21 protein-coding genes and 1 riboswitch are annotated in these 22265 nt (G+C 56.1%); of the genes, 7 read left to right on the top strand and 14 right to left on the bottom strand.

All coding sequences use genetic code 11. The features are described 5' to 3' along the window. Nucleotides 1-62: 62 nt before the first annotated feature. The 6 genes from mdtD (at nt 63) to yegS (ending at nt 7553) form a co-directional block, all read left to right on the top strand. Nucleotides 63-1466 (top strand): MFS transporter, encoded by a 1404-nt coding sequence (gene mdtD, locus B4923_RS14675; protein WP_211313961.1) that lies wholly within the window; start codon nt 63-65, stop codon nt 1464-1466. Nucleotides 1467-1473: 7 nt separating this feature from the next. Then, on the top strand, nt 1474-2865 hold the full coding sequence (gene baeS, locus B4923_RS14670; RefSeq protein ID WP_109055105.1) for an envelope stress sensor histidine kinase BaeS: 1392 nt from the start codon (nt 1474-1476) through the stop codon (nt 2863-2865). A gap of 24 nt (nt 2866-2889) precedes the next feature. Further along, a complete protein-coding gene (gene baeR / locus B4923_RS14665) occupies nt 2890-3612 on the top strand; it encodes an envelope stress response regulator BaeR (RefSeq protein WP_109055104.1) in 723 nt (240 codons plus the stop codon). Nucleotides 3613-3689: 77 nt separating this feature from the next. Continuing rightward, nucleotides 3690-4649, top strand: coding sequence for a glutathione S-transferase family protein (locus B4923_RS14660; protein ID WP_109055103.1), 960 nt, complete (start codon nt 3690-3692; stop codon nt 4647-4649). Between the two features lie 184 nt (nt 4650-4833). After that, complete coding sequence (trhP, locus tag B4923_RS14655) at nt 4834-6195, top strand: prephenate-dependent tRNA uridine(34) hydroxylase TrhP (protein WP_109055102.1); 1362 nt, start codon at nt 4834-4836, stop codon at nt 6193-6195. 458 nt (nt 6196-6653) lie between these two features. Continuing rightward, nucleotides 6654-7553 (top strand): lipid kinase YegS, encoded by a 900-nt coding sequence (gene yegS, locus B4923_RS14645; protein ID WP_109055100.1) that lies wholly within the window; start codon nt 6654-6656, stop codon nt 7551-7553. 32 nt (nt 7554-7585) lie between these two features. Here yegS and psiE read toward each other — a convergent pair whose 3' ends face one another. From psiE to B4923_RS14600, 9 genes are all read right to left on the bottom strand, one after another. Continuing rightward, entirely contained in the window at nt 7586-7993 is a 408-nt protein-coding gene (gene psiE, locus B4923_RS14640) for a phosphate-starvation-inducible protein PsiE (protein ID WP_109055099.1), read from the bottom strand. A 336-nt stretch (nt 7994-8329) separates the two neighbouring features. Then, nucleotides 8330-9133, bottom strand: a complete 804-nt coding sequence (thiD, locus tag B4923_RS14635) for a bifunctional hydroxymethylpyrimidine kinase/phosphomethylpyrimidine kinase (protein WP_109055098.1) — start codon at nt 9131-9133, stop codon at nt 8330-8332. Then, complete coding sequence (gene thiM / locus B4923_RS14630) at nt 9130-9924, bottom strand: hydroxyethylthiazole kinase (RefSeq protein WP_109055161.1); 795 nt, start codon at nt 9922-9924, stop codon at nt 9130-9132. Before thiM ends, thiD begins: the two co-directional genes overlap by 4 nt. A gap of 38 nt (nt 9925-9962) precedes the next feature. Beyond that, a riboswitch (TPP riboswitch) is annotated at nt 9963-10062 on the bottom strand. Between the two features lie 140 nt (nt 10063-10202). After that, nucleotides 10203-11390, bottom strand: a complete 1188-nt coding sequence (locus B4923_RS14625) for an amidase (RefSeq protein WP_109055097.1) — start codon at nt 11388-11390, stop codon at nt 10203-10205. A gap of 17 nt (nt 11391-11407) precedes the next feature. Next, nucleotides 11408-12406: an ABC transporter ATP-binding protein gene (locus tag B4923_RS14620; protein ID WP_109055096.1), complete on the bottom strand. Its 999-nt coding sequence runs from the start codon at nt 12404-12406 to the stop codon at nt 11408-11410. Next, on the bottom strand, nt 12407-13444 hold the full coding sequence (locus tag B4923_RS14615) for an ABC transporter ATP-binding protein (RefSeq protein WP_109055095.1): 1038 nt from the start codon (nt 13442-13444) through the stop codon (nt 12407-12409). A gap of 2 nt (nt 13445-13446) precedes the next feature. Continuing rightward, complete coding sequence (locus B4923_RS14610; protein ID WP_109055160.1) at nt 13447-14337, bottom strand: ABC transporter permease; 891 nt, start codon at nt 14335-14337, stop codon at nt 13447-13449. A gap of 2 nt (nt 14338-14339) precedes the next feature. Continuing rightward, nucleotides 14340-15293: an ABC transporter permease gene (locus B4923_RS14605; protein ID WP_109055094.1), complete on the bottom strand. Its 954-nt coding sequence runs from the start codon at nt 15291-15293 to the stop codon at nt 14340-14342. Nucleotides 15294-15464: 171 nt separating this feature from the next. Beyond that, nucleotides 15465-17138 (bottom strand): ABC transporter substrate-binding protein, encoded by a 1674-nt coding sequence (locus B4923_RS14600; RefSeq protein WP_109055093.1) that lies wholly within the window; start codon nt 17136-17138, stop codon nt 15465-15467. A gap of 332 nt (nt 17139-17470) precedes the next feature. Between B4923_RS14600 and B4923_RS14595 the strand changes: the two genes are divergently transcribed. Beyond that, nucleotides 17471-18496: a LacI family DNA-binding transcriptional regulator gene (locus tag B4923_RS14595; protein WP_109055092.1), complete on the top strand. Its 1026-nt coding sequence runs from the start codon at nt 17471-17473 to the stop codon at nt 18494-18496. Between the two features lie 9 nt (nt 18497-18505). On the opposite strand, the gene B4923_RS14590 is transcribed toward B4923_RS14595, so the two are convergent. From B4923_RS14590 to B4923_RS14570, 5 genes are read right to left on the bottom strand one after another with little or no spacing between them, the layout of a single operon-like run. Then, nucleotides 18506-20614 (bottom strand): heavy metal translocating P-type ATPase, encoded by a 2109-nt coding sequence (locus B4923_RS14590; protein ID WP_245929602.1) that lies wholly within the window; start codon nt 20612-20614, stop codon nt 18506-18508. Next, nucleotides 20611-20910, bottom strand: a complete 300-nt coding sequence (locus B4923_RS14585; protein ID WP_109055091.1) for a YtxH domain-containing protein — start codon at nt 20908-20910, stop codon at nt 20611-20613. The genes B4923_RS14590 and B4923_RS14585 overlap by 4 nt, the downstream gene beginning before the upstream one ends. Continuing rightward, nucleotides 20897-21211 (bottom strand): magnetosome protein MamC family protein, encoded by a 315-nt coding sequence (locus tag B4923_RS14580; protein ID WP_109055090.1) that lies wholly within the window; start codon nt 21209-21211, stop codon nt 20897-20899. Before B4923_RS14580 ends, B4923_RS14585 begins: the two co-directional genes overlap by 14 nt. Beyond that, nucleotides 21195-21842 carry a YtxH domain-containing protein gene (locus tag B4923_RS14575; RefSeq protein ID WP_109055089.1) on the bottom strand — a complete coding sequence of 216 codons (648 nt, stop codon included), beginning with the start codon at nt 21840-21842 and terminating at the stop codon, nt 21195-21197. The genes B4923_RS14580 and B4923_RS14575 overlap by 17 nt, the downstream gene beginning before the upstream one ends. A 17-nt stretch (nt 21843-21859) precedes the next feature. After that, nucleotides 21860-22222 (bottom strand): HMA2 domain-containing protein, encoded by a 363-nt coding sequence (locus B4923_RS14570; protein ID WP_245929601.1) that lies wholly within the window; start codon nt 22220-22222, stop codon nt 21860-21862. Nucleotides 22223-22265: the final 43 nt, after the last annotated feature.

Here is a 22265-nt window from a genome sequence, read left to right as displayed (position 1 = left end):
CCGCCATAGCGTGTTGATAAACGTTTATATTTTCAATTCAGTCACCAGGAGAATCCTGAAGAATGATCACTCAGCCCGCCTCGGTGCGCTGGCAACTCTGGATCGTCGCCTTCGGCTTTTTTATGCAAACGCTGGATACCACCATCGTGAATACCGCTCTGCCGTCGATGGCCGCCAGCCTGAATGAAAGCCCGCTGCATATGCACTCGGTGATTGTGTCCTATGTACTGACCGTCGCCGTCATGCTGCCGGCCAGCGGCTGGCTGGCCGATCGGATCGGCGTTAAAAATATCTTTTTCTCCGCCATCCTGCTCTTTACGCTGGGTTCGCTGCTGTGCGCCCGTTCTGCAACCCTGAACGAATTACTGATCTCCCGTGTGATTCAGGGCGTCGGCGGGGCAATGATGGTGCCGGTCGGACGCCTGACCGTCATGAAGATTGTGCCGCGCGATCAGTATATGGCGGCGATGACTTTCGTGACCCTTCCCGGTCAGATTGGTCCGCTGATGGGGCCGGCCCTCGGCGGCTTTCTGGTGGAATACGCCAGCTGGCACTGGATTTTCCTGATCAATCTGCCGGTGGGGATTGCCGGCGCGCTGGCTACCTGGTTTCTGATGCCGAACTACACCATGCAAACGCAGCGTTTCGATATTCGTGGCTTCCTGTGGCTCGCCGTGGGGATGGCAACGTTGACGCTGGCGTTGGACGGGCATAACAACCTCGGCATTCCGCCCATTGTTATTTTCGCCTTGATCGTCGTCGGGCTGATTTCCCTGCTGAGCTATTGGCTGCACGCCCGCAACAACAGCCGGGCGCTGTTTAACCTGCAACTGTTCAATACGCAGACCTTTTCCATCGGCTTGACCGGTGGGCTGCTGGCCCGCATCGGCAGCGGCATGCTGCCATTCACCACGCCGTTGTTCCTGCAACTGGGAATGGGATTTTCACCGTTTCATGCCGGGCTGATGATGATCCCCATGGTGCTGGGCAGCATGGGGATCAAACGCGTCGTGGTGCAAATTGTGAATCGGTTTGGCTATCGCCGTATGCTGGTGGCTTCGACCTTACTGCTGTCGCTGGTGACGCTGCTCTTTGCGCTGGTGGCGTTAATGAACTGGATGTGGCTGCTGCCCGTGGTGCTGTTTTTCCTCGGCACCGTGAATTCAATTCGCTTTTCCTGCATGAATACGCTGACGCTGAAAGATCTGCCGGATGCCCTTGCCAGCGGCGGCAACAGCCTGCTTTCCATGACCATGCAGCTCTCCACCAGTCTGGGCGTCAGCGTGGCCGGGATTTTGCTGGGGATGTTTTCACAACAGCATATGAATATGGGCGCATCAGAAACGCACGCCGTGTTCCTCTATACCTATCTCAGCATGATGGTCATCATCGCGCTGCCGGCCCTGATTTTTAATCGCGTACCGCCGGATACCGTCAAACAGTCAACGCTTTCCCGTCGGTCGTGAGGTTGCTATGAAATTCGGAATTACCGCCAAGCTTTTCCTCGCCATTTTCGCCACCTGTATGCTGGTCTTGATCACCATGCACTGGGGTGTACGCATAAGCTTTGAGCGCGGATTTATTGACTACATCAAGAACGGCAACGAGCAACGGGTCATTCAGTTACGTGACGCGCTGGCCGAGCAATATCAGCTGCGAGGCGACTGGTCGTTTCTGCGAAATAACGAACGCCTGGTTTTTAAAATGCTGCATTCGATGGATCAAAGCGCCGACGACAACAATACCAACAACAGTATGCAGGGCTGGCGTGTACGCCTCTGGGTGCTGGATGCCGCCAAAAACAAGCTGTTTGGTTCTCCGGCGCCGGTATCCCGGGATAGCACGTGGCAGCCGATTATCGTCCAGAATCAGACGGTCGGCTGGATTGTCGCCTCTCCCATCGGACGGCTAACCCGCGATGCCGATATCAATTTTGACAAGCAGCAGCAGCGAACCAGCTGGCTGATTGTCGCTCTGTCGACCCTGCTGGCCATTATTGTGACCTGGTTAACCGCACGCGGTCTGCTGGCCCCGGTAAAACGGCTGGTGAATGGCATACACCATCTGGCCGCTGGGGATTTTAGCGCACGCGTATCCGCCAGTTCGCACGATGAACTTGGCCGTCTGGCACAGGATTTTAATCAGCTCGCCAGTGCATTAGAAAAAAATGAACAGTCCCGACGGGATTTCATGGCCGATGTTTCCCACGAACTGCGCACGCCGCTGGCCGTACTGCGTGGAGAACTCGAAGCGTTGCAGGATGGCGTTCGGCAACCTAACGCCAATTCGCTGAATTCGCTACAGGCGGAAGTGGCAACGTTAACCAAGCTGGTCGACGATCTTCACCAGTTGTCGTTCTCCGATCTGGGCGCGCTGGCCTATCGCAAGGTTCCCGTGGATATTGTGCAACTGCTGCATATCGCGATTGCCGCATTCAGCGATCGCTATCAGAAGAAGCACATAACGCTGACGATGGACTGTCCTGCGCCGTCCGCGGTTTTACAAGCCACAGTTTTCGGCGATCCGGATCGATTGAGTCAGCTGTTTAATAACCTGCTGGAAAACAGCCTGCGCTATACCGATGAGCAAGGGAAACTGGCTATCCAGGTTGCGCTGCGTCAGAAGCAGCTGCTGATAACCTGGCAGGACAGCGCCCCCGGCGTCACCGATGAACAGCTGACGCTGATTTTTGAACGGTTTTACCGGGCGGAAAGCTCGCGCAATCGCGCCAGCGGCGGCTCCGGACTGGGGTTGGCCATTTGCAATAATATCGTTGAGGCTCATGGCGGACGACTGTATGCTGAACACTCCTCATGGGGTGGCCTGTTGATTACCGTCGAGCTACCTTTACATTCATCGGAATAACGCGTCACAACAGAACCCGGAATAATGACAACTGAATCGACTTTCGCTAATCCTTTACCCGTATTGATCGTTGAAGACGAGCCAAAACTGGGGCAATTACTGGTCGATTATCTTCAGGCGGCAGATTATCAAACGCACTGGATCACCAACGGCAATGACGTCGTTGATTGGGTACGGAAAAATCCGCCCGCCCTGATTCTGCTGGATCTGATGCTGCCGGGCTGCGATGGCCTGACCATCTGCTGCACCATCCGTCAGTTCTCCAACGTGCCCATCATTATGGTGACCGCCCGCAGCGAAGAGATCGATCGCCTGCTCGGGTTGGAAATCGGCGCGGATGATTACATTTGCAAACCCTTCAGCCCACGCGAAGTGGTGGTCAGAGTCAGGACGTTACTCCGCCGCTGCGGCTGGCAAAACGATCCCCGCCAACCGATGGAGAAAACCGCGTTACTGATCGATAAAAGCGGTTTTCAGGCCAGCTACCTCGGCCAGAATCTCGACTTGACCCCGGCAGAATTCAGGCTGTTAAAAACATTATCCACCGAACCGGGCAAGGTTTTTTCCCGTGAAGAACTGCTGGATAAACTCTATGACGACTACCGTGTCGTCACCGATCGCACGATCGATAGCCACATCAAGAACCTACGCCGCAAGCTGGAACAGCTTGATGAGGAAACCTCATTTATCCGCACCGTTTACGGGATGGGCTATCGCTGGGAAGCGGCGCCCTGTGAGGAGGTTTAAATCAGGCCACGTTTCATCAAATTGAAACACGATGCACGGGCAACGCCGGGGCGAGGCCCATTTAAGAGGACAACACGATGTCAGGTTTAGTAGACGGCAAATGGGTCAGCGGCGATGTCGCGGCCGAAGAAATAAAAAACGGCACCTTTCATCGGCAGGAAACCCGATTCCGGCAAACCGAGATTGTTCCTGAATCCGGCCGTTACCAGCTTTTTGTCTCGTATCTCTGTCCGTGGGCATCGCGTACGTTGATTTTCCGCAAGTTGAAAGCACTGGAGAACATCATTCCGGTCTCCATAGCAGAGCCGCGCATCGGCGATAACGGCTGGGAATTTTCTACCCCGCAGGATGCGGGAGAACATGTTGCGCCCATCCGTTTTCTGCACCAGCTTTACACCGCCAGCGAGCCGCACTATACGGGAAAAGTCTCGGTTCCCGTACTGTGGGATCGTCAGGAAGGCCGGATTGTTAACAATGAATCCGCAGAAATCATCCGCATTCTGAACGATGCCTTTAACGATCTGAACGATAACCGTCTGGATTTTTACCCGGCCGCCCTGCGTGGCGAGATCGATAGCTGGAATGAAACGATCTATCACAATGTGAATAACGGCGTGTACAAAACGGGCTTCTCCAGAACGCAGGAAAGCTACGATCTATCGGTTACCGCCCTGTTCAGCACCTTGGATGAACTCGAAAAACATCTGGCAACCCATCGCTATATTGCCGGTAATACCCTGACCGAAGCGGACTGGCGTCTGTTCGTTACGCTGGTTCGTTTTGATGTCGCCTACCACGGCGCCTTCAAATGTAATCTGCGCCGTATTGAAGATTATCCGAATCTGTCGAACTACCTGCGCGAACTTTATCAGTGGACGGGCATAGCGGAAACCGTCAACATCGACCATATCAAAGCCGGTTATTACGGCATTTTATGGCTGAATCCTACCGGCATCATTCCAAAAGGTCCGATGGTTGATCTGTATCGTTTGCATAATCGCGAACAACTTGGCAAGTCGGTTATCGCCAGCCGTTAATCGCCATCATCGCGCCCGTGAGGCAATGCGACTTCGCGGGCCGTCACACTTGATGCACATCAAAGAATAGGCCTACTTTTTGTAGACCGTCTGCTGCATTTTTTGCTTATTAGCGCTAGAATCGCCGCCTTTACTGCTCCCGCCGGGAGCAGCCTGACTTGTGATCAGAATCGAGAGCCCTCCCATGTTCAAACCGGAATTACTTTCTCCGGCCGGTACGCTGAAAAATATGCGTTACGCCTTTGCCTATGGCGCTGATGCGATTTATGCCGGTCAACCCCGCTACAGCCTGCGAGTCCGCAACAACGAATTCAACCACCAGACGCTGGCGCAAGCCATTACGGAAGCGCACGATCTGGGTAAGAAATTCTATGTTGTGGTCAACATTGCGCCCCACAACGCCAAGCTGAAAACGTTCCTGCGCGATCTGCAACCCGTCGTTGATATGGGGCCGGATGCGTTGATCATGTCCGATCCCGGCCTGATTATGCTGGTACGGGAAAACTTTCCGCAGATGCCGATTCATCTTTCCGTTCAGGCCAACGCCGTGAACTGGGCCACGGTGAAGTTCTGGCAGCAAATGGGGCTAAGCCGCGTGATTTTATCCCGCGAGCTGTCGCTGGAAGAGATCGAGGAAATCCGCAGACAGGTGCCGGAAATGGAGCTGGAGATCTTTGTCCACGGCGCCCTGTGCATGGCCTATTCCGGGCGTTGTCTGCTGTCTGGCTACATCAACAAACGCGACCCCAATCAAGGCACCTGCACCAACGCCTGCCGCTGGGAATATAACGTACAGGAAGGAAAAGAAGACGACGCGGGCAATATCGTCCACCAGCATGAACCCATCGCGGTGAAAAACGTTGAGCCGACGCTGGGTATCGGCGAGCCTACCGACAGAGTCTTTATGCTGGAAGAAAACCAGCGCCCCGGCGAGTACATGAGCGCGTTTGAAGACGAGCACGGCACCTACATTATGAACTCCCGCGATTTACGCGCGATTCAGCATGTAGAACGCCTGACGCAAATGCAGGTTCATTCGCTGAAGATCGAAGGCCGCACCAAGTCCTTCTACTACTGTGCCCGCACCGCCCAGGTGTATCGTCGTGCTATTGATGACGCGGCCGCGGGGAAACCCTTCGATCCGACGCTGTTGCAAACGCTGGAAGGTCTGGCCCACCGCGGCTACACCGAAGGCTTCCTGCGCCGCCACGTCCACGAGGATTACCAGAATTACGACTACGGTTATTCTGTTTCCGATCGCCAGCAGTTTGTGGGGGAATTTACCGGCGTGCGCCGTGACGGTCTGGCAGAAGTGGCGGTAAAAAACAAATTTTCCTGCGGCGACAGTGTGGAAATGATGACGCCCGGCGGCAATATTCAGTTCACCCTTTCAGCCATACAAAATGCCAAAGGTCAGGCGACAGACGTCGCGCCGGGTAACGGACACATTGTCTATTTGCCGGTTCCCGCCGACATTGCGCTGGAGTACGCGCTGCTGTTGCGTAATTTGCCCGGCACCACCACCCGCAATCCAAACGCCAAATAGTCCGGTATGACAACCGATTGCCGCCGGTAATCGGTTGTCAACGCATGACGCACCTTCGTCGTTACCGGGCCCGGCAGGCAAAATCACCGATAAAGAGCGATGAAATATAGCCGGTATAACCACAAACAACATGGTTTTTGACAAATATTAGAATCGGATCACATCAATGACTCATCCTTCTGGTTAGTATTGCGTTGCTGAGAAAATCTAGAACGAAAAATAAGCGTAGTGATACTACTAGGAACCACCTCCTTGGCCAGCTCAATCTCCCTTGAGCTGGCTTTTTCTTTATCTGCCCCTTAACATATCTCCCGTCGCCACACGATCCTGACGTCACGCGAGTCCCCACGGCGCTCAATTCACCGATTCTTCTGATACCTGTGTTGGTATTTCCTGACTATGATTATCAGGGTTCAATCCGCCGCCTTTCATCTGAACGCCCTGATATGGAGAATGCTATGGATAAACGCCCGATGACTTTACTGATTCTGAACGGGAAAAGCGCAGATAATGAGGAACTTCGAGAGGCGATTGGGGCGCTGCGTCAGGACGGCTATCATCTGGATGTACGCGTAACCTGGGAATTTGGCGACGCACAGCGCTATGTAGAAGAAGCAATCCGCCTGAAGGCCGACAATGTGATCGCCGCAGGCGGCGATGGCACGGTTAATGAGGTTGCGGCAGCGATTGCCAGACAACCGGAAGGACGGCGCCCTTGCCTTGGCATTGTTCCATTGGGAACCGCCAATGACTTCTCGACCAGTTGTCAGATCCCCATCGACCTGCACCACGCGTTGACGCTGGCCATCAAAGGCCGGGCAACGGCGATCGATATGGCGAAAGTGAATGACGAACACTATTTCATCAACATGGCGACAGGCGGATTCACCACGCGGATTACCACAGAAACGCCTGCCAGGATGAAATCGGCGTTGGGGGGAGCGTCTTATGTGCTCCATGCGCTATTCCGCATGGATATGCTGCAATCCGAACGCTGTGAGATCCGCGGTCCGGACTTTAGCTGGTCGGGCGATACGCTGGTCATTGCCGTGGGGAATGGCCGTCAGGCAGGCGGAGGACAACAGCTTTGCCCGGAGGCATTGATTAACGACGGGTTTCTGGAGCTAAGCGTGCTTTCCGCGCAGGAGCTGCTGCCCAATATGCTACAGACGTGGTTCACCGGCAGTGAAAACCAGAACATGATTTCCGCTACGCTACCCTGGCTGGAAATCATCGCGCCAGACGAGATGACATTCAATCTGGACGGTGAACCGCTCAAGGCAAAACGTTTTCATATCGAGGTGTTGCCCGCCGCCATTCAGTGCCGTTTGCCGCCACAGTGCGCCCTGTTGGGATAACGGGCCGCCTATCGATATAACCGGAATCGGGATTATTCGCGTTTCAGCCGGTTGCTGTTTGCCAGATAGAGCGTCACCACCAGCAACAAAATTGCACCCGAGTATATCAACGTGTCACTCGGGCTTTTGTGGTCGACAATAATCAGCCGGATAATCGCGGTAATACCGATATAGATAAAATAGCGCAGCGGAAAATGATATCCGGCCTGGAAATATTTCACGATCAGCGCAATAAACTCAAAATAGAGGAAATAGATAACAATACCTTCGATCAACTGATAGGAAGAGTCCCTCTCGTTGCTGAACAATAATACTCTGGCCAGATGAATGGTTTCCTTGGCCAGAAAAATAACCAATATGGTGGCCAATAACAGTAATCCGACATTGAGTATCGTCTGAAGTATTTTGGCGATCATGATGCCACGTGTTGAACCTGCCATCGCCTTTCCCTCACTGCTGTTTAACGTCTGCTGGTACTGCCTGCGCTCTTGCTCGCCTGCAAGGTTATTGTTCTTATGTGTCACTACTGCCTCTGATCACGATTTACCGACTACTTGTTTATCATCGTGCCGCACGGCCTGAACCCGCGCCACAATGCCAACGGCTTATACTTGTTGTCCTCTTCAAATGCAAATACAGGAATGAAGAAATCAAGGCAAAGCGAGTCACCACTTAATGAGCAACTCGCTTATTTATCAGCAAAAATTACCGGGAGTATGTCAGGATGTCCATGAATTCAGATTATTTTATCCAGGTGATTTTCTTATTCCTTTCTTTCACCACCAGCGATAGAAATGATGTACCGGCCCGATCCCCTGCCCGACCTCCAGCGAATCCGCCTGTTGCAACGCCTGTTGTAGATACGCTTTGGCTTCTCTCACCGTATCCGCCCAGGACGCATGCCGTGGCCGCAATGCCGCAAGCGCGGCGGAGAGGGTACACCCGGTGCCATGTGTATGTCGGGTATTGACTCGCGGGGAGGTAAAACGCAGCGGCGATGCCTGCCGGCTGAACAACCAGTCAGGGCTTTCCTCTTCGCTCAGGTGTCCGCCCTTCATCAAAACCGCCTGACATCCCATTGCCAGCAACGCTTCCCCCTGTTCGACCATCTCCCGCTCGCTGGCGGCAGGCTGACAATCAAGCAGCGCCGCGGCCTCCGGCAGGTTCGGCGTAATCAGCGACGCCAGAGGGAGCAATAAACGCCGCAGCGCCTCCACGGCCTCGGACGAAAGCAGCGGATCGCCGCTTTTCGCCAGCATAACCGTATCCAACACGACGTAAGGCAGCGGGTAATGATGCAACCGTTCGGCAACGGCTTCAACAATGTCCGCCTGCGCCAACATCCCAATTTTGGCGCTATCAATACGGACATCACTCAACACCGAATCCAACTGGGCCGCGACAAAGGCGGGTTCAATCCGGTAGACCGACTGTACGCCGCGCGTGTTCTGCGCCACCAGCGCGGTAATGACCGAGGCGCCATAAGCCCCTAGCGCGGAAAACGTTTTTAAATCCGCCTGAATGCCCGCGCCGCCGCTGGGATCGGTGCCCGCGATCGTCAGTGCGTTAATCCGTTTCATGCCAGATCCTCCGCACGCAGACCATAAAGCCGATCGAGAAAGGCCGGGATAAAACTGCCCGGTCCCTGGGCCTGTAACGCAGCCAGTTTGCCGGCCAGCGACATGACATAGCAGGCGGCCGCCACATGTTGCAACCGATCGCCGTCAAGCGCACAGAATCCCGCCACTACTGCGGATAAGGCACACCCTGTTCCGACGACGCGAGTCATGATTTTATCGCCGCCGTTAATCGAAAAATCCCGCTCACCATCGGTGACGTAATCGATTTCTCCCGTCACGGCGACGACGGCTGACAGACGGCGCGCCAGATCGCGAGCGGCCGGCAGCGCACTTAACGAATCGTTGGTACTGTCCACACCTCGTCCCTGTGCGTTCAGCCCGGACAGCGCCATAATCTCCGAGGCGTTTCCACGCACAGCCGCCGGTTTCAGAGCTAGCAACTCATGAGAAAACTGCGTGCGGAACGTCAGTCCGCCGACGGCGACGGGATCAAGCACCCACGGCGTTCCCGCCTGATTCGCACTGTGAACCGCAGCCAGCATGGCATCTGCGCGATCCCGCTCCAGCGTCCCCACGTTAATCAGCAGCGCATCCGCCAGCGCGCTGAACTGCGCGGCTTCGCCGGGATCGACCACCATCGCGGGCGACGCGTTCAACGCCAGCAGGACATTCGCCGTAAACGACTGCACCACATCGTTGGTCAGACAGTGTACAAGCGGAGACAACGCATGAAATTGTGTTAGACAGGCCGCCGCACAGGCAGCAGGTAGAGGGACAGGTCGAGTATTCATCATTCTCCCAACCGGCGTTCAAGAAGGCGGTAACCGGTTGGGGAATACCGTGACTTCCCTCCGCTGGCATTATCCAGTTCAGGTAATACGGGTATTTCTCAGCCATGCGTTACCGCACGGGCACCCCGAGTCATTTAATTCACGTTAATATGGATACGATCGAGCAATCGACCGCCAGCCATATCGTTTTATAGTATGTCTAACAAACAGGCCGGCAACAATCCCCATTTATCGCTCCGCGGGCAAAAAATCCGAGCGGCCTGACGGCAAGCCGGGCTTCAGCGCACGCAGGAATAGTGACGGCCAATCTGCGCGGCGGCGTTGACCAGACTCCGATCGCTGCCGCGAGGCCCAATCAGAGAAATCCCCAGCGGCGCGCCCTCTTTTTGCGCCAGCGGCAGATTAACCTGCGGTACGCCGCACAGTACGGCAATCGCTAACAGATGATGAGACAAACGCCGGGTTTCTTCGATATCAGCATCATTCGCGTTCAGCAGCGGCGCAATATCCGGCACCGTGGGCAAGACCAGAATACGATTGCCCGCCAGCGCCTGCCAGGCCGCGCGAAAACGCTCACGAACAGCACAGCTAGTAAGATATTGCTCATCGGTCACGCTTTCACTCCAGGCGAAACGACCGGCAACATCCGGCCCCAGGACCAAGCCATCGCGCTTTATTCTTTTCCCCTGCGCCAGCCAGGCTTCGCGTCCCTGAATAAAACGGAAGGCCCAGTAAGCGTCCTCCAGCGCAGGAAGCTGTCCGGCTAGCGGCGCCAATTCGCCGGCGACGGCCTTGATCTGTTCCAGCGCGGGCAACAGCGCCGCCTGCGATGCCGCGGGCAGTAACGCAAACAGCGCCTCGCAAATCACCCATTCCGGCCGGGCGGGCAGCGGCGCGTCGTCCTCACCCAGCAGGCACTCCCCGACCCGAGCGAACAAGTCGGCGTCGCGGGTAAAATAGCCCGTCGTATCCATACTCGGACAAAGCGGCTGACAGTCTTGCAGAGAAATCCGACCGTGGCTGGGGCGCAATCCGTACAGGCCGCAGTAACTCGCCGGCGTGCGAACCGAACCGCCGGTATCCGTCCCGAGGGCGAAATCGCACAGATGGTTAGACACCGCCGACGCCGAACCCGATGACGATCCGCCGGGAATGCGATCGGGCGCCGCGCCGTTACGCGGGGTGCCATAATGCATATTCTTGCCGCTCATGGAGAACGCCATCTCGTTGGTATGGGTTTTCCCCACCAGTTCCGCCCCCGCATCCAGCAGCCGCTGCACCGTCGGCGCCGTGCGCTGTTTTATCCCCGACATGGCGAGCACGTGAGGATTGCCGCCCCCGGTCGGATAGCCCGCCACGTCAAACAGATCCTTCACCGCGAACGTAACACCGGCCAGCGGGCCGTGCGGCGCGTGCCCGACGGCAACCGCCGGGTAGGGCATAAAAGCGAACGCATTATCCTGCATAGTGATTATTCCTTCATTCATGACGCCGGATCGCTCAGGCGATCTGCCATCCAGTGATGACAACGAATCTGATGCCCGGCGGCCACGTTCTGTGAAGCCGGCAGTTGGCTGCGGCACACATCGCTGGCGCGCGGGCAGCGGGGAGAAAAAGCGCACCCGTCGGGTAAGCGCGTCAGGTCCGGCGGCGAGCCGGGAATACTGACCAGCCTTTCGCCTTTTCTGAGCCCGTCTTTCGGCCGGGTGCTCAGCAGCACCTGGGTGTACGGGTGGCGGGGATTATTCAATAGCTCCTGTAGCGGCGCCTGTTCGACAATGCGGCCGCCGTACATCACGGCAACCCGGTCGGCCACCTCGACGGCCGCCCCGATATCATGCGTCACGAAAACGATTGAAAGACCGAGGTCCTGCTGTAACTCGCGCAGCAGGATCAGAATCTGGATTTGCACCGTCGCATCCAGCGCGGTCGTCGGCTCATCGGCCAGCAATAACTGTGGCTGGCACGACAACGCCAGCGCGATCATCGCCCGCTGACGCATCCCGCCGGACATTTCATGCGGATAGGCGTCGAGCCGCTGTTCGGGGCTGGGAATGCGCACCCGGCGCAGAGCCTCCAGCGCCGCAAGCCGCGCCTCGGCATAAGACAACGGACGATGCTGGCGCAGCGCTTCGATGATTTGCGCGCCGACGGTATAGACCGGATCCATCGCCAGCAACGGTTCCTGAAAGATCATCGCCGCCACCGGGCCACGCAGGGCGCGCAGCTGGCTTTTGGAAAGCGCCATCACATCCTGTCCGGCGATATGAATCTGGCCTTCAATGGCGGTGCTGCGTTCAGGATGGAGGCGCATCAGGGCCCGCAGGGTGACGCTTTTTCCCGAACCGGATTCGCCAATCAGCGCCAGAACCTCGCCGCTGGCCACCTCAAGGCTCACTCCATTTACCGCCGATACCGTCTGGTTGCCCCGGCGGAAACGCACCTTAAGATCCCGCACATCGATCATGAGTTGCTCTGCCATTCAGGCCTCCTTAACGGGGATAAGATCGGCGGAACGCCGCGAATGTCCGGAATCGGGCTCAATCATCAGGCAGGCGGCGAAATGCTGATGCGCCGCGGAATACAACCGCGGCGTACGCTGCGCGCACACCGGTTCGGCATACGGGCAACGCGTGTGAAAACGACAGCCCGAAGGCGGATCGATCGGACTGGGCGGATCGCCGCTCAACGGAGATCTCAGCGTACGCTGCGTCGGGTCCATGGATGGCATGGAGCTGAGCAACGCGCGGGTATAGGGATGTAATGCCCCGGCAAACAGCGTCTCCGCCGGCCCAATTTCAACCACTTCCCCCAGATACATCACCATGATGCGATCGGAGAGATAGCGCACAACGTGCAAATCATGACTGATAAATACATAGGTCAGACTCAGGCTATCTTTCAAATCCAACAGCAGGTTAATCACCTGCGCCTCAACGGATTTATCCAGTGCGGATACCGCTTCATCAAGGATCACCAGACGAGGATCGACAGCCAGAGCGCGGGCGATGTTGACCCGCTGGCGCTGTCCGCCAGATAATTCATGCGCGTAACGACCGGCAAAACGTGACGGCTCCAGCCCGACGCGCGCCATCAAATCCCGCGCCCGCGCCTGAGCCTCCCGCTTGCCGACGCCATGCACCAGCGGACCAAATGCCACTGATTGTTCCATGGTCAGCCGGGGATTGAGCGATGAATAGCTATCCTGAAATACCATTTGCACCTGACGCCGGTAGTGGTGCAGCGGCAATCGCTGGCCGCCGACGGACTGCCCATCGAAAATAAGCTCGCCGCTGTCTTGTTCAATGAGCTGCATAAGTACGCGGGCGGTCGTGGATTTTCCACATCCGGACTCTCCCACAACCCCCAGCGTTTCCCCCTTCAGCACCGAGAAATCGATGCCGTCCACCGCCCGCACCAGAGCGCGTTTTCCCAACACCCCTTTCACCGGAAAATGTTTGACCAGTTTCTGCCCGATAAGCAGCGGCTGAGCCGGCCCGCCGATGTCGTGATTATCCATAGTCAACTCCGTACAGCCATTGCCATCCGCAGACGATCGGCCAGAATATTAAAAGAGACCGAGGTGACGAAAATCATCACGCCGGGCAGCGCGCAAACCCACGGCTGGGTATAAATCGCGGTACGCAGCGTATTCAGCATCAATCCCCATTCCGGCTCCGGCGGAGTGACCCCCAGCCCGAGAAAAGAGAGCCCCGAGGCCAGAATCATCGATACCGAAATCAGGCCGGTGGTGAAAACGAAGATCGGCCCCAGCACATTCCCCAACACCTGAGTGCGTATAATGGTGAACGCCGAAGCGCCGGAGGCGCGCGCCGCTTCAATGTAATCGCGGTTGCGCACCTGCGTCGTCACACTCTCCGCGATACGCGCCACCTGCGGCACAAAAACCAGCGTCAGGGAAATCAGGGCATTCACCACCCCGGCGCCCATCGCGCCGGATAAGGCAATCGCCAGCAATACGGAAGGAAACGCATAAAAAACATCGACGGTACGCATGATCGCGCTGTTCAGCCAGCCGCCCGCGTAGCCGGCAATAATGCCGATCGTCGAACCGATAAAAAACGCGATCACCACCGGCGTAATCCCCATAAATAAAGACAGCCGGGTCCCCAGCAGCAAACGCGACAGCATATCGCGCCCCAGCTCATCGGAACCCAGCGGGAAGCCAGGAGAGCCGATGGGTTTCAGGCGATTGAACATGGAGGTGGCATAGGGGTCGCTCTGAACGATCCACGGCCCCAGCACCGCCAGAATCAGAAGACATAAAATCACCGCCCCCACGCTCAGCGCCGAAGGATCGCGCATCACCCTCTCCAGCACGACGCGCCAATATCCCGGTGATTTTTCTGTCGGAGCCAGTCGCGGGACCGGGCGAACAAGATTCAGATTCATCATCAGGCCCTCTTGATGCGCGGATCGAACAGCGTTTGCAGGATATCAACCAGCAAATTAAGCAGAACAAAGAACAGCGCCAGCACCCAGATAGTGCCTTGCAGCAGCGGCAAATCACGTTGGAAAATCGCCGAATTGAGCAACAGCCCGGTTCCCGGCCAGGCAAATACGGTTTCAACCAGAATGGAGCCTCCCATCAGGTAGCCGATCTGCAACCCCATCACCGCCAGCGCGGTAGGCGCCGCGTTTTTCGCCACATGGGTAAATAGCGCAAATTCGCCGATCCCTTTCGCCCGCAGTCCGATAATAAATTCCTGCGCCAGCGTTTCCGCCACCTGCGCACGCACGGTCCGCGCGATGATGCCCGTTGGGATGACGGACAGCGTAATGGCGGGCAATAACATGAATTTCAGATGCGCCCAATCCCAGGCCCAATCCATCGCCCCCATCGGACCGCCCCCGGTGGCAGGCAGCCAGTTGAGCTGTGAAGAAAAAATGATAACCAGCAGCATACCCAGCCAATAATGCGGCACGCTGACGCCAAAAATGGAAAAGGCGGAGGCGATTCGATCAATCCAGCTATCCTGAAAATAACCCGCCACAAAACCAAACAGGCTGCCTAAGGCAAAACCGATGAACGAGGCGAGCAAGGCGAGGCGCAGTGAATAGCCCACGGCATTCATCACTTCGCTGCTTACCGGACGGCCGCTGGCGATAGACATGCCCAAATCGCCCTGCACGGCATGCCACAGCCAGAGGCCGAACTGCACCGGCAAGGGTTTATCAAAACCATAAGCCTGGATAAGCTGCTGCCGTAGCGCTTCGGACGCGTCCGGCGGCATAACGGAAACCAGCGGATCGCCTGGCGTCATATGCACCAGCATGAAACAGACCAGCGCCACCCCGAGCAGAATAGGCGTCGCCAGCAGCAGGCGACGAATAATATAAGTGAGCATGACAAACCTCGCAGACCGAAGATAAAAAGCACCTCTACACCGTTGATGTCGGCCACTTAAGCGCGATTAACGTTTCCCTCAGGACCGGTAGTCTGCGCCGGGTTTAAACACATGCCCGGCGCATTTATCAGGAGAAATGCGGAGATAAGCCGGCCGGAGAGAAACCGTCGCTCAGTTTCCCTTTACAACCGAGGTAAGATCGATCATCCAGCTCTGAGCCTGAACCACGCCGCTGACCGCAGGCGAGATAGCACGGGGCGCCATATCATGAGCGACGTACAAAAAGGGCGTTTCGTCGACCATTTCCTTATGTAATTCAGCGGTTGCGGCGTCCAGCGCGTTGGGATCAAAAGCGTTACGCGCTTTGCTAATCAGCTCTTCGATTTTCGGCGTGGTGAAATAACCCCAGTTGGTGGAGACCGGCGGGAACGTTTTTTCACTGGCAAAACGCATCAGGCCAAAGAAGGGGTCCATAACCGCGGCGCTGACGTTAATCGCATCGGCTCCCTGGGCGGCCGGATCTTTTGCGCCCAGACGCCAACTGCTGAACAGGGTATTCCACTCCATCACCACGATATCCACATCGAAATAGCAATTTTTCAGGCTCTGCTGAATATATTCATTCATCGGCAGCGGCTGCATTTGGCCGGAGCCCGATGCGGAAGTCAGCACCTTCACTTTTACCGGTTTCGCGCTGCTGAAGCCGGCTTCGCTCATCATGTTACGTGCGGCGTCTTCGTCGTAGCGGATTTTGAAATCGGGGTTGCCATACCATGCCGAATCCTTTTCATACGTCCCGGTGGCCTCCTGCATATAGCCGCCAAGATAGGATTTAAGCTCGCTGCGGTTCAGGCAAAGATTTGCCGCCTGGCGCACGCGCTTGTCCAACCAGGGGGAGCCGGGGGCGAATGAGAACTGCCACGGCCAGAGGTGCGGTTGCGCATTGGCATAAATTTTAAAGCCTTTGCTCTGGATCTGCGCCATCGCGTCAGGTGCCGGGGCTTCAATCCAGTCTACCTGTCCGGATAACAGCGCCGCTGTCCGCGCATTGGCTTCAGGCAGCGGGATCAACATGACATGATCCACTTTCGGTATCCGTTTAGGATCCCAATAGTCGGGGTTTTTATCCAGCATAAGCTGCTGTCTTGCCACCAGCTTATTCATTTTGAACGGCCCGGTGCCCACGGCGTGAAACGCAAAAGCCGTCCAGGCTTGTTTAGAACGCTCGGCGAGATCCGTAACCGAAGCGGGAACCGCATCGAAATCCTTCTGCCAGGCAGACGGAGACACGATAAAAAGATTTGTGAGGCCGAATGGCAATATGGAATCCGGCTCGCTGGTGGTCAGCTCCACGGTCAGGTCGTCAATCTTGCGCGCGGAAAGCAGCGTCGGCATACGAGACGCCGTGTTGCCGATCTGCGCCGGAGCGTATTGCGGCGCCTGTTTATTCAGCACCTTATCAACGTTCCAGACCACCGCGTCGGCGTTGAACGAGGTGCCATCATGGAATTTAACCTCAGGACGCAGTTTGAAAATCCATTTGGTATGATCCTGCGGGTCCACATGCCATTCGGTTGCCAGCCCCGGAACCAGTTCACTGGGCTTCTCCCCCTGCGACAGATCCCACAGCACCAGCGAGTCATACAGCGTAATGCCGGTAAAACGGTTGCCTTCATAGCCCTGATCCGGTTGCCCCAGAGTCAGGGGGATATCGGCTGCGGTCATCGCGATACTCAGGGTACTGGCGGCGGAAGCAGAAAACGGAGTCCATGCGCTTACCGCCAGCGCTCCGGCCAATGTCAGGAGAGTAAAACGAGAAGAATGTCGGTTAGTTTTATATCGCATGTTGGCACTTCCCTTTAGGTTGTCAGAGTCGTTTGCCTATGACAGACGCAATGTATGTACCAACTTTCTCAGTAATACGGCTTTTCAAGAAACAAAGGGGAAATTTTATTTTTTATCAATGGATTACTTTTACAGAAAAACCAATTAAAATTTCACCCAAACGTTTGGGTAGAGTAAGAAAACCTGATATGCAATAAAACAGGGCATGACGCACCAGTCTGGATCACCCGGCCAATCGTATACATTCTGGTCGGCCGTACGCATAATTTTGTGACGGAAATATCATCGAACCTTTACCATGGATCGGGCTATCATTTTTAAAAGGTCATTCAATGAGCAAACGTCCCGCCACATTACGCAGTATTGCTGAACAACTGAATGTTCATGTCTCTACCGTGTCGCGCATACTGAATGGTGATACAGCAAGGATTGCCAGCGTGGCGTCGAAAGAAACCATTGAACGCATTCGTGAGTTAGCCGCCAGTCTCGGCTATCAGCCCAATCCTCACGCGATTAGCCTGAAAACCCGACATAGCCGCGAGATCGCCGTACTGGTGCCGCAGCTGTCCGATATCGTGTTGGCCAATATTTATGAAGGCATTGACGCCGCGGCCTGTGACTACGGCTATACCGCCTTTGTCGCCAATACGCTCGATCGGCCTGAACGCCAGCGGCAGTTGGCTGAAAAAGCGCTGGCACGAAATGTAGAAGGTTTAATCATCAGTGATGCGCACTGTACGCCCGAAGAAGATTTCATCGGCGAGTTGGAAAAGCAGCGCATCCCGCTGGTGTTGGTCAGCCGTCGTAAAGGGGAGCTTTGTTCCGTCACGTCGAATGACGGCGAAGGCGGGCGTCTGGCCGCACAGCATTTATTTGAGCAAGGTCATACGCGGGTTGGCATTATTGCTGGTCAGGCTCATAGCAGTAATGCCCTTGAGCGCGTGACTCACTTTCTGGATTACTACCACGAGCGGGGCATCACGATTCTCCCCCACAACATTATCCACGGACCGTTCGACGCCGCGACCGGTTTTGCCATCGGAGAAACCTTGCTGGCGCAGCCGGAACGCCCTACCGCCATTTTTGCCGTTAATGATTTTCTGGCCATCGGACTGTTCGGCGCCATGCGTAACCGCGGGTTGATACCAGGACAGGATATTGCGGTAGTCGGCTATAACGACACGCCGCTGGCCGCGCATTTACAGATCCCGCTAACCAGTATCAGCACTTGTATGTACCAACAAGGCTATCTGGCCGTTGAAACCCTGCTCAAGCGCATCGCCGGTGAAAGCGTGGAATCGTACCGCTTTCCTGCCATTATGACGATTCGGGCAAGCAGTCAATGTAGCCCGCGATAATCCGCCACGTTAATCAACGCTATCGGCAGCGGGATGCCGGCGGTTTTTGGCCGCCGCCAATGAACGCAGTAACACGCCCAGCGTGGTTCCATTGTGCAATAACGCACTGGCAGTCGGTTTCAGCCAGCCCATTGCCGCCGCCAGCATGATAGAGCTGTTCACCCACTCCGTCAGTCGGATATTGCTGTTAACCAGCCGCATCGCCTCCTGCGCCATTTCACAGGCGGTAACCACACCGTCGAGGCTATCCTGCAACAACACCGCATCAGCGGCCTGCTGCGCCAGTTCCGTGCTTTGGTTCATCGCCATCCCCACATCAGCCTGGGTTAATACCGGGGCATCATTGATGCCATCACCGATAAACAGCACGCGATGGCCTTGCTGTTGCAGATCGCGGACGATATCGACTTTACTTTCCGGCGTCGCCTGGGCAAAAAAGCGATCGATCGATAACGCCTGCGCCAGTTGTTGCGCCTTCTCAGCCCCGTCACCGGTCAACATGACGACGTTTTTCACGCCCAGTTCACGCAACCGTTGGATCACGTTCACGGCCTCTTCCCGCACATCATCCAACAGACCAATCATTCCTGCCAGACTATCATCCAGACCGATAAACAGCAGGTGGCGCCCCAATGCTTCCAGTGCGGCGATTTCATTTTCAAACGGGGTAAAATCGATATGACAGTGACAACTGAGAAAATGACGGCTGCCCACCACCATGCGATGACCATCCATCTCGCACTGTAAACCGTGGGCGATGACATACTCTACTTCACCATGATTAATATGCGGTAACTCATGGTGGGCGGCCGCGGCAACCACCGCCTTCGCCAACGGATGGTTACTGTGTTCCTCGACAGAGGCGGCAATAGCCAGCAGGCGCTCGGCCCAGACCTTTTTCGGATCAAAACTGACCACGTCGGTCACCAGCATATCACCATGCGTCAGCGTGCCGGTTTTATCAAATACCGCGGTATCAACGGTGGCCAGTTTCTCAATCGCCCACCCGCCTTTCAGCAGTAATCCCTGACAGGCCGCACGACTCATGATGGATTTAAACGCAATCGGCGTACTCAGTTTCAACGCACATGAATAATCGACCAAAAAGACGGAGGCCAGACGCTGCCAGTCACGGGTTAACGCAAAAACCATCGCGCCGACCCCCATGGTGATGGCCACCCGCCGATCGGCCATTTGTTGTGTGACACGCTGCGTTTCACTGCGCTGGCTTAGAGAATCACTGATAAAGCGCCGGATATTGGCGGCTGACGATTCATCGCCAACCCGTTCGGCGCGAACGGTAATATTGCCATCCTGCACCTGAGTGCCCGCGTAGACCCAGGCGCCGCGCTCCCGGCGAACCGGCACGCTCTCACCGGTCATGGATGACTGATTAATCAGCCCCACGCCGCGCAGAACCGTTCCATCGGCGGGAATATTGTCTCCCGGCCCCAGCAACATCAAATCGCCATTCACCAACTCGCTGCTTTGGATCGCTTCGCGTCGATCCTGCCGCTCAACCCAGACCGCATGTTCTCTGGGTTGCATCAGATCCGCCAGAAGCGCATCGGAATGACGGCTGGTTTCCTGCTCGAGATACTCACCGAGCGTCAGCAGGGATTGGGTGATCATCGCGGTACGGTGATCGCCCCGCGCCATGGATAATCCCAATGCCATCGCATCCAGCACTTCCACTTTCAGTTGGCCGTGCGCAAGACTCTCTGCGCCTTCAACCAGAGTGGGCGCGGTTAACAATAAGGCTGGCAGCGCAGCCCAGTTATTGGGCAGTAGCTGAGCCAGCGCCACGCCCCCGAGGTTGAGCAGGTTATCGCTATTACAATATTCAGCGTCGTACTCCCCCTCGGTATGCGTCGGCCAATCCAGCGCCAGCGTCTTCTGCAACAGGTCATCGCCGTTGGTCTGCCCGCGGTCGTAGGTAATGACCGCCGAACAGGCTTCAGGACGCAGACGAACGCCATTGACACCGCGGAAAGACAGCAGTTGGCGTTTCAACCAGACCAGACCCTGCGGGTGATACCGCATCTGTGGAATACGCAGCCGTATCCGCCCCGGCAGTTGATGAACCAGCGAGATGGTGTCAGGCAAATGATGGATCACTCTGCGTCCTGTTCGCGATTACGGTAGTACTCTAACTCTGCCTGTAAATCGGCCAGACGTTCTTTTAACTCTTCGACTTCACCACGAACCGTTCCCCACGCTTTGCTGGCCGTTGTCGTGATCCCTTGCTGGACCTCGCGATTACTCAGCAAATAGGCAATCGCCGCTCCAGCGACCACGCCAGTCAGCAAATGCGCCCTGCCGTTGGCCTGACGATAAGGCGCTGGCGCCGGAGGCGTCGGGACATAAGCAGCATAATACGGGTAGTAAGCATAAGGATAATTAGACGGTTTCATTATGCGCATCCTTTTTACTTATCGCATCCATCAGATAGATACCGGCAGCGCCGGCACTGAGTAATGTCAGCAACGTTAACGCGGGCCGGCCGGCGGTTGCATTCGCGACAGCCATCACCACGCCGCCGACCATTCCGCCTTTAGCGGCGTCGCACATCACGGTGGCGGCAGTCTGGTGCAACGTTTTCTCGCCGTTCTGATAGCGACGCCACTGTTCAACGCAAGAAGCCGTGGTGCCCACCAGCGCACCGGCGATGACGGCCCGGCTCACCGGGCTCAGGCTGTCACGATTGTTGCTCATTCTGCGGTTCCTCGTCTGCGGGTTGCCCTTGTTGACGATGGCGCTCTACCGATTCGTTAAAACCCTCTTTCCCGGCTTTCAGCGTATCGCGGAAAATAGTCGAACTGGTGGTTGCGGTTTCTTTCAGGCTTTCCGCGCCGCTTTTCACGCCATCTTTGACTTTGGCGCCGCCGGTTTTGAGTAAATCGCCCGTGTTGGCAACGGTTTGCAGCAGCATATTGCGGACGCTCTCATTGGTTAACAACAGCGTGACCGCCGCACCGATCATGGCGCCTTTCCAGAATTCTTTATCATCCATACCAACCGTCCCGATAATGTTTTTCAGTATCCCGGCCTGTTCGCCCATCATATTTTCCACCATGCTCTGCGCCTGCTGGTTCCAGTCAAAAGCGGGCTGGGCATGATGGGAAGGCTGCGCCGCCGCCATCGCCTGTGGCGGCATGGGATATCCCATTGGCGGGAATCCCGGCATCATTTGCGGATACCACATCGGAGGATGGGGCCAATACGCGGGCTGCTGAGGTGGCGCCGCCTCCGGCGCGGGCGCGGGCGCGGGCGGGTAGTAAGGATAGCCAAACGGAGGGTAATAGGCGCCCCCCGGATTCACAGGATTGTTATTATCATTGCTCATATTCGATTCCTTTATAATTAGGATGACGGCGAGAGCGTCTGAATCAACTGTTCCAGCACTTGCCGGGCCGCTGCATCATCCGCACCGAAAAGCTGCGTCAACACTGCCGGTTTGATTTGCCTGACGTCATACTCCAGTAACAGGCTTCCGGTATGGGTATTGAGCGCATAGCTGCGCAGCGCATTGTCGGGATGGCATAACGCCTCAAGTTTTTCCAGCTTTCCCTTACCAAGACCGGGGATCAGCCTATTGGTGAAACGTAAACGAATGCGTCCCGGTATATGATGTTCGACAGCCATAAAACGACGTAACATCATCAGCCCGCTTAAATCATCTGACTCCATACTGTTTCCTGCATCATCTGCGATCGTGGCGGACATCGTCTTCCTGATATTAAAACCCGTCTGGCCTAATAGCAGGCAA

The sequence above is a fragment of the Brenneria roseae subsp. americana genome, from assembly GCF_003115815.1.
Taxonomy (GTDB): domain Bacteria; phylum Pseudomonadota; class Gammaproteobacteria; order Enterobacterales; family Enterobacteriaceae; genus Brenneria; species Brenneria roseae.
Note: the sequence above shows the minus strand (reverse complement) of the source record. Positions and strands in the feature narration are given on the sequence as shown.